This window comes from Paraconexibacter sp., from assembly GCF_041602235.1.
GTDB lineage: Bacteria > Actinomycetota > Thermoleophilia > Solirubrobacterales > Solirubrobacteraceae > Paraconexibacter.
Genome location: NZ_JBFIGP010000190.1, coordinates 1 through 7,443, shown reverse-complemented (window position 1 = coordinate 7,443; position 7,443 = coordinate 1). Strand labels below are relative to the sequence as shown.

Below are 7,443 nucleotides of genomic sequence, written 5' to 3'. Positions count from 1 at the left end.
GTCGCGCTTCGTCATCCCGAAGTAGCCGCCGTGGTACTCGAGCGACTCCTCGAGCGTGAGGAACCAGTCGAGGTTCAGGTCCTGCGGTGCGAGCCCGACCGCGGCGCGAGCCTCCTGGTAGTTGTCGATCGCGTCGTGCCCGAAGACCCGGATCGCCCCCGAGGTCGGCTGTGCGAGCCCCGTGGTGCAGTGGATCAGCGTCGACTTGCCGGCGCCGTTGGGGCCGAGGAGCCCGAAGAACTCCCCGTCCGGTATCTCCAGCGACACGCCCTTCAGGGCCGGCGTCGACAGGCGGGCGGCCTCGTCGGGCTGCCGCCGGAGCCGGCGACGGCGCGCCTCGGAGCGATAGGTCTTGACGAGATCGGTGATCTCGAGTGCGGGAGGTGCGGCTGACACGCCGGACACGCTACGCGGTCGGCACGGCGGACCGGACGCGGCGGACCGTCCGGTCGACGAACTCGAGCTTCTCGATGACCGCGGCGGTCAGCACGAAGGGGTAGAGCGGGTTGCGGCCCATCGAGAGGTTGATCGCGTTCATCGCGATCGTGAACGGGATCCAGGCGTCGATCACCGTGCGGAAGTCGTCGGGTGCGGGCTCCGGTTCGGCGAGGGGCGTGCGGAGGCCGTAGGCGGCCGCGGTCTGCGTCGACGCGCTGATGTGCAGGTAGTGCGCCCACGTCTCGGCCCAGTCCTCCCACGGGTGCATGGCGGCATAGGCCGACACGTGGTGCAGATGCCAGTCCGCCGGGGGGCCGGAGGCGTAATGGCGCTCGAGCGCCGCCTGGTAGTCCTCGCGTTCGTCCCCGAACAGCGCGCGGTGGTCGGCCAGGGTCTCCGGGTCCGATTCGACCAGGAGCGGCCAGTAGTAGTGACCGATCTCGTGCCGGAAGTGCCCGAGGACCGTGCGGTAGGGCTCGCCGAGCTGCTCGCGGCGCGCGGCGCGGTCGCTGTCGTCGGCCTCGGCGAGATCGAGCGTGATCACGCCGCCGGCGTGTCCCGTCGTGACCGGCACGGCCTCGCTGCTGAGCAGGTCGAAGACGAGACCGCCCTCGCGTTCGCCGGCGCCCTCGACCGGGAGCCCGAGCTCGGCGAGCTCGAACAGGAGCCGGCGCTTGGCCGCCTCGGCCACACCGAGATCCTGCAGGCCGCTCGGGTCGGAGTCCGCGGGCCGCGTGCGCGTGAGCGAGCAGCTGGCGCACAGCTCGCCGGGGGTCCGCACCAGCCAGTTGCACGCGGCCACCTCCGCGTTGGCGCAGCGGAACCAGTCCGGGTCGGCGTCCAGCCCGTCCGGGAGCGTGATCATCTCGCGCGTCCCGTGGTCGTACCCGAGGGCCGAGCCGCAGCGCAGGCACGCGGTGTTCTCGAAGAACACGAGCAGGTGGCAGGTCGAGCAGGTGAAGGTGCGCATGTGAGGCTCTCACTATGCCCACCTCGGGCCGCGGGCAAGCGCCGGGCCCGCCGCCGACGTCAGATGCCGCCGCCCTCCGCGAAGAAGAAGAACCAGATGCCCATGAGCGTCAACGCGCAGGCGACGCTCAGCACCATCACGACGTCGAGGACCGTGCGCGGATGCCCGGCGTCGCGCTCGCCTCGCATCGACCGGTGCCAGGGCAGGACGACCTTCACCTCGGGGGTCGTGTTCGTGACCTCGCCGTAGATGCGGTTGATGCGTCCGAGGAAACGGCCGACGAGGACCATCGAGGCGGGGATGCCGAACAGCAGCAGCACGTAGGGACCCATCGACGGCTGTGAGCTCTTCACGCTCTGCGAGACGAAGTAGATCCACAGGAACGGGACTCCCAGCCACATCATCACGCTCCCCACCGCCATGAGAGCGATCAGGAGCACGGCGACGAGCTTCGTCCCCAGGGTGCCGGACCCGAGCATGGCCCGAGTGTAGGACGGTCTACCAGGCGACGCCGCTGTCGCAGTGCGGGCAGCGAACCGTGGTGGAGACCGGCGCGTCGAAGATGAAGCCGCAGTCGCAGCGGTACAGCGCGCTGTCCTGCGGGCCGCCCGCGTTGCGCAGTCGGCGCTCGGCGGCGAGGGCGGGGTCGTCGGGAACCAGGCGCAGGGCGGGAGCCGCGGGAGACGCGGAAGGCGCCGGCTCCGTGCTCGGTTCTCGTCGTTCGTGGGCGAGGATTCGGTTGAGTCGCATGGTCTACTCATAGGGACGCGATCGGAGGGAAAAGGTTTCCCTCATGCAGTTCTCGCTGCAATCGGCCGCCCACGCCGCGGGTTGAGCCCGAATCCGGTCCAGCGGACGCTTTGGCACGGGGCCGTGCGCCAGCCCTGTTCGGCATACTTCGTCGGCGTATGAACCCCGCCCGCAAGCGTCAGATCCGCCTCACGACTGCCCTGACGTGCGCGGTGCTGCTCGCGGGAGCGCTCGTCTACACGAGCTTCAGCGCCTCCAGCGAGGCGGTGACCCCGAGCCGTCTGCTGGCCGCGGCACAGCCCGGCCAGAGCTACCAGCTCACGGGCAAGGTCGTCGACGGCTCGGTCGACAAGCACCGCGACGGGATGACGTTCCGCATCCGCGACCGCGACGGCAGCGCGTCGGTCCCGGTCAGCTACACCGGGGCGGTCCCGGATCCGTTCCGCGACGGGCGCGAGGTGATCATCACGGTCCGCAAGCACGGGGACGGGTTCGTCGGCGAGAAGGACTCGCTGGTCACCAAGTGCCCGTCGAAGTTCACGAACGAGAAGAAGTCCGACGACGGCAAGGCCCCGCCGTCCGGCTACACGTACTAGGCCGCGGGGGAGGCGTCCGTGGCAACCGTCGGTCGTGCAGCACTCGTCCTGGCCCTTGCGGTCGCCGTCTACGGCATCTTCGCCTCGCTCTACGGCGCGCGGAAGCGCCGGCGCGACTGGGTCGACTCCGGCCGCAACGCCGCCTACGCCCTGGCGGGCCTGTCGACGCTCGCGTTCGTCCTGCTCGAGATCGCCTTCCTGCGCAGCGACTTCACGTTCAAGACCGTCGTCGAGCACTCCTCGACGACCACACCGACCTTCTACAAGGCCTCCGCGTCCTGGTCCTCGCAGGAGGGCTCGCTGCTGCTGTGGCTGTTCCTGCTGTCGCTGTGGACCGCCGGCGTGCTGTACGCGACCCGGCACCGCATGCGGGACGTCGCTCCGTACGCGACGGCGATCCTGCTCGGGCTCGGCGCGTTCTTCTCCGCCCTGCTGGTGTTCTCGGCCTCGCCGTTCGTCACCCTGCCGGTCGCCGCCAGCGAGGGCGCGGGACTGAACCCGCTGCTGCGCCACCCGAGCATGATGATCCACCCGCCGATGCTCTACGCGGGCTACACGCTGTTCGCGGTGCCGTTCGCGTTCGCGGCCGCCGCGCTCATCGCGCGTCGTGTCGACGCCGAGTGGATCACGTCGACCCGCCGCTTCTCGCTCGCCGCCTGGTTCTTCCTGGGCATCGGGATCCTGCTCGGCGCCCGGTGGTCCTACGCGGAGCTGGGCTGGGGCGGGTACTGGGCCTGGGACCCGGTCGAGAACGCGTCCCTGCTGCCGTGGCTCACCGGCACCGCCTTCCTGCACTCCGTGATGATCCAGGAGAAGCGCGGGATGCTGAAGGTGTGGAACGTCTCGCTGGTCCTCGCCACCGGCGTGCTCTGCGTGCTCGGCACCTTCCTCGTGCGCTCCGGGATCCTCGACTCGATCCACGCGTTCGGCGCCTCGACGCTCGGCATCCCGTTCGTCACGTTGATCGGGGTGATGATCGCGGGCTCGATCGCGCTGGTCGTCAGTCGCCGTGACGTGCTGCGCAGCGAGCACCGGCTGGACTCGATCTTCTCGCGCGAGGCCGTCTTCATCGGGAACAACCTCGTGCTGGTCGGCGTCGCGTTCGTCGTCTTCTGGGGCACGTTCTTCCCGTTGATCTCCGAGGCCCTGACCGGCACCAAGAGCGCAGTCGGGCCACCGTGGTTCGACCGCTACACCGTCCCGCTCGTGCTCATCCTGGTGCTGCTGAGCGGGATCGGCCCGGTCATCGCGTGGCGACGGCAGACGCGGGCGACCGCCCGACGCAGCTTCCAGTGGCCGGTCCTCGCGGCGGTCGTGACGACGCTGGTGCTCCTGCCGTTCGGCGTCGGGGACAGCATCCCGGCGCTGCTGATGTTCGCCTTCGCCGCGCTCGTGACCGGCACGGTCGCCCAGGAGTTCGTCCGCGGGACGCGGGCCCGGAAGGCGATGAGCGGCGAACGCGCCCCGGTCGCCGCCGTGTCGCTGGTGCGCCGCAACCGGCGTCGCTACGGCGGGTACGTGGTGCACCTCGGGATGGCGCTCATGTTCGTCGGCATCGCGGCGAGCTCCGCGTTCGAGCACGCGCGTGACGCGCGCCTGACGCCGGGGCAGAGCGTGGAGGTCGGCGGCTACACCGTGCGCTACGTGAAGCCCACGGCCCGCATCGATTCCGAGGCGGGCCGCGTGGAGCGCATCGTGTTCGGCGCCCAGGTGGCCGTCAGCCGCGACGGCAAGTCGCTCGGGACGCTGCGTCCGGAGCGAGGCTTCTACCCGCCGAACGCCCCGGTGCTCTTCGCCCAGCACCCGATCGCGAGCTTCTTCGAGGGCGAGGCGACCAGCGAGGTCGCCATGGACGCCGGCTGGCGCCGCGACCTGTGGACGGCCGTCGCGCCGGACGTCGGAGCGCTCGACGGCCGGATCACCGCGCTCGACGAGGGCTTCGTCCGTGGCCTCAAGCAGGCCGGCGACTCGGTGGATCCGCAGCAGGTCGGCGCGCTCATCGGCGGCGCGCTGCGCAGCATCCTCAAGAGCTACACCGATGACCCGCCGCCGGCGACCTTCCGGGTGATCGCCAGCCCCATGGTGACGTGGATCTGGGTGGGCGGCATCGTCGTCTTCCTCGGCGCGCTGATCGCCATGTGGCCGGCGCCCCGCGGAGCCACGCGTCGTGCCGACGCCAGGCTGCTGGCGCGCGTCGCCCAGGACCTCGGCCGCGCGTAGATGGTCTGCTGATGGAGCCCGTCGCCCTCCTGGCGACCATCGCGCTGCTCGGCGCGGTGGTCCTTCTCGTCAGCCGTCCGCTGCTCGGTGGCGCGCGTGATGCCGAGGGTCGCGAGGCCGAGCGGATCGCCGACCTCCTGGCCGCGCGCGACGCCAAGTACCGCGAGATCCGGGAGCTCGAGCTCGACCACCGGACCGGCAAGGTGGCGGAAGAGGACTTCCGCGCCCAGGACCGCGTCCTGCGCGCCGAGGCGATGGTGATCCTTCGCGAGCTCGACCGGTACGACCCCGGGCAGGACTGAGCCGCTACCATCGGCCGCGATGGAAACGATCCTCTCTGTCTTCCAGGTCTTCGTCTCGGTCGGCCTCATCTTCCTGGTGCTGATGCACTCGGGGAAGGACGCCGGGCTGTCCGGCGCCTTCGGCGTCGGCTCCGGTCAGGGATCGCTGGGTGGCGGCTCGATGGTCGAGCGCAACCTGAATCGCTGGACCGTGGCGTTCGCGATCGTGTTCGTGGTGAACACGGTCGTCCTCCTGCGCCTCTCCTGAGCCGCGGCGCACCCGCGTCACACCGCGTGACGCCGTGACGACGAAGACGTTCCCGCGGGAACGTCGCTGGCGCGTCGACGCTCGATCCGCGTTCCCGCGGGAACGCCCGCGACGCCGCTAGGCGGTCGTCTGCCCCGTCACCCGGAAGTCGCGTGCGCGGAGCGCCGGGACCACCGAGCCGTGTGCGGCGCGGCGGCCGTAGAAGTCCGCCTCGCAGACCAGCGAGGCCGTGGACGTCAGCGCCTCCGTCCGCTCGAGCAGGCCGAGCGCGCTGTCGGTGAAGCGCACGTCGCGGACCGGTCTGGTGAGCACGCCGTCCTCGATCAGGAAGGTGCCGTCGCGGGTGGTGCCGGTCAGCAGCGTGCTGCGCTCGTGCACCACGTTGAGGTACCAGAGGCGGGTCACGTAGAGCCCGCGCTCGATCGGGGCGCAGAGCGCCGCGACGTCATCGGCGGTCCCGCCGTCGAGCACCAGGTTCGTCGGGGCAGCCCCGTACGGCGACCCGCCGGGCAGGAGCGCGTGACCAGTGGATCGTGTCCCGGCCGCGGCCCGGGCGGCGCTGCGGCGGTCGTGGACGACGGTGCGCGCGATCCCCGCGTCGAGCAGCACGAGCGGCGTCGTGGCGACACCCTCGGCGTCGAAGGCCCGCGGCAGCCCGCGCGCGGTGTGGGGATCGTCGCGCAGCGTCACGCCAGGGGCCGCCACCGTCTCGCCGAGACGGCCGGTCAGCGCGCCGCGCCCCTCGACGTGGGCGAGACCGTCGAAGGCGAGTCCGCCCAGCATCTCGACCAGCGAGCCGACCGCATCGGGCTCCAGGACGACCGGGTAGGCGCCGGGCGGCAACGCGACGGGCTCCTCGCGCGCGACCCGCTGGATCGCCTGGCGGGCGACCGCGTCGGCGTCCAGGCCGGACGCGGCGAACGCGGCGGACGCGCCCCAGCCGGAGCGGCCGTCCCGGTCGCGGGCGATGACCTTCAGGTACGCGTCGGTGACCGCGTCCGTGACCCGGATTCCGGACGTCGTGGCGATCGAGGTCTCGACCTCGCCCGCGGTCCAGATGCCGAACGCCTCCAGCCCGTGCTCCGCGGTGGCCGCGAACGCGGCCCGCAGCGCCGCGCCCGCCGGTCCGGGATCCAGCGTCGCGGTGGCGGCGTCGTGGCCGTCGTGCGCCGCCGGGGTTCCCGCCTCGGCCGGCGTCGGCAGGCCGGGGTGCTCACCGGGCCCGCCCGCCGCGCGTGCGGCCGACCGTGCCGCCTGGCTCGCGCGGGAGGCTGCCGCACGCAGCCCGTCGTCCGAGAGGTCGTTCGTCGCCGCGCTGCCGGTGTGGCCGTCGCAGACCACGAGCACGCTGACGCCGGTGTCCTCGACCGCCGTCGCCTGGGTGGGCGTGGACCGGGCGAAGCGCGACAGCAGCGACCGCTCGTGCTGGACCGTGACCTGCGCCTCCCCGTCCACGAACGCCAGGGTCCGCTCGGCGAGATCGCGGCCGGCCGGGCCGCTCATGCGACACCGACCCGGACGTTGCGGAAGCGCGCGGGCGCGGTCCCGTGGCTGACGCTCATGATCTGGCCGGGTTCGCCCTTGCCGCAGTTCGTGAACGACCAGGGGCGCCACGCCTCGGCGGAGCAGATGGCGTCCAGGGAGCCCCAGAACTCCGGGGTCACACCGGCGTACGAGCCGTTGCGGTACAGGCGGCCGAGCTCCCCGTCCTTGATCTCGCGGGCGACCTCGGTACCGAACTGGAACTGCAGGCGACGGTCGTCGATGGACCAGGACCGATTGGTCTCGAGGTAGAGCCCGTCCGCGGTGCTGGAGATGAGATCGTCGAGCGATCCGGCGTCGCCGGGCTCCAGCGAGACGTTGGTCATGCGCACGATGGGCTGGCGGGCGAACCCGTCGGCACGGGCGCAGCCGCCCGAG

The 7,443-nt window shown here is 71.8% G+C and carries 10 protein-coding genes; 4 read left to right on the top strand and 6 right to left on the bottom strand.

Annotated features, from left to right (window positions below; genetic code table 11):
* The 4 genes from ABYE80_RS14330 to ABYE80_RS14315 form a co-directional block, all read right to left on the bottom strand.
* On the bottom strand, positions 1-396 hold a 396-nt coding region (locus ABYE80_RS14330), incomplete at its 3' end, for an ATP-binding cassette domain-containing protein (RefSeq protein WP_372790963.1).
* Positions 397-406: 10 nt separating this feature from the next.
* Positions 407-1,408: a putative zinc-binding metallopeptidase gene (locus tag ABYE80_RS14325; RefSeq protein WP_372790962.1), complete on the bottom strand. Its 1,002-nt coding sequence runs from the start codon at positions 1,406-1,408 to the stop codon at positions 407-409.
* Positions 1,409-1,467: 59 nt separating this feature from the next.
* Entirely contained in the window at positions 1,468-1,887 is a 420-nt protein-coding gene (locus ABYE80_RS14320) for a hypothetical protein (RefSeq protein ID WP_372790961.1), read from the bottom strand.
* A gap of 19 nt (positions 1,888-1,906) precedes the next feature.
* The gene (locus tag ABYE80_RS14315; protein ID WP_372790960.1) at positions 1,907-2,158 is read right to left on the bottom strand and encodes a hypothetical protein; all 252 of its coding nucleotides are present in this window, start codon (positions 2,156-2,158) and stop codon (positions 1,907-1,909) included.
* Between the two features lie 158 nt (positions 2,159-2,316).
* Here ABYE80_RS14315 and ABYE80_RS14310 point away from each other — a divergent pair, with 158 nt between their 5' ends.
* Genes ABYE80_RS14310 through secG form a run of 4 tightly spaced genes read left to right on the top strand, consistent with a single transcriptional unit; the run spans position 2,317 to position 5,523 of the window.
* Positions 2,317-2,754: a cytochrome c maturation protein CcmE gene (locus ABYE80_RS14310; protein ID WP_372790959.1), complete on the top strand. Its 438-nt coding sequence runs from the start codon at positions 2,317-2,319 to the stop codon at positions 2,752-2,754.
* Positions 2,755-2,772: 18 nt separating this feature from the next.
* Positions 2,773-4,974 (top strand): heme lyase CcmF/NrfE family subunit, encoded by a 2,202-nt coding sequence (locus tag ABYE80_RS14305; protein WP_372790958.1) that lies wholly within the window; start codon positions 2,773-2,775, stop codon positions 4,972-4,974.
* An 11-nt stretch (positions 4,975-4,985) separates the two neighbouring features.
* Positions 4,986-5,276 (top strand): hypothetical protein, encoded by a 291-nt coding sequence (locus tag ABYE80_RS14300; RefSeq protein WP_372790957.1) that lies wholly within the window; start codon positions 4,986-4,988, stop codon positions 5,274-5,276.
* Between the two features lie 19 nt (positions 5,277-5,295).
* On the top strand, positions 5,296-5,523 hold the full coding sequence (secG, locus tag ABYE80_RS14295; RefSeq protein ID WP_372790956.1) for a preprotein translocase subunit SecG: 228 nt from the start codon (positions 5,296-5,298) through the stop codon (positions 5,521-5,523).
* 117 nt (positions 5,524-5,640) lie between these two features.
* On the opposite strand, the gene ABYE80_RS14290 is transcribed toward secG, so the two are convergent.
* Entirely contained in the window at positions 5,641-7,026 is a 1,386-nt protein-coding gene (locus tag ABYE80_RS14290; protein ID WP_372790955.1) for a TldD/PmbA family protein, read from the bottom strand.
* The coding region (locus ABYE80_RS14285; protein WP_372790954.1) for a metallopeptidase TldD-related protein at positions 7,023-7,443 on the bottom strand (421 nt) is incomplete at its 5' end. The genes ABYE80_RS14285 and ABYE80_RS14290, both read right to left, overlap by 4 nt.

Bases quoted from the DNA above. Each gene is read 5' to 3' on its own strand.
- ABYE80_RS14325 (WP_372790962.1), bottom strand. From the start codon at position 1,408: ATGCGCACCTTCACCTGCTCGACCTGCCACCTGCTCGTGTTCTTCGAG.
- ABYE80_RS14320 (WP_372790961.1), bottom strand. From the start codon at position 1,887: ATGCTCGGGTCCGGCACCCTGGGGACGAAGCTCGTCGCCGTGCTCCTG.
- ABYE80_RS14315 (WP_372790960.1), bottom strand. From the start codon at position 2,158: ATGCGACTCAACCGAATCCTCGCCCACGAACGACGAGAACCGAGCACG.
- ABYE80_RS14310 (WP_372790959.1), top strand. From the start codon at position 2,317: ATGAACCCCGCCCGCAAGCGTCAGATCCGCCTCACGACTGCCCTGACG.
- ABYE80_RS14300 (WP_372790957.1), top strand. From the start codon at position 4,986: ATGGAGCCCGTCGCCCTCCTGGCGACCATCGCGCTGCTCGGCGCGGTG.
- secG (WP_372790956.1), top strand. From the start codon at position 5,296: ATGGAAACGATCCTCTCTGTCTTCCAGGTCTTCGTCTCGGTCGGCCTC.
- ABYE80_RS14290 (WP_372790955.1), bottom strand. From the start codon at position 7,026: ATGAGCGGCCCGGCCGGCCGCGATCTCGCCGAGCGGACCCTGGCGTTC.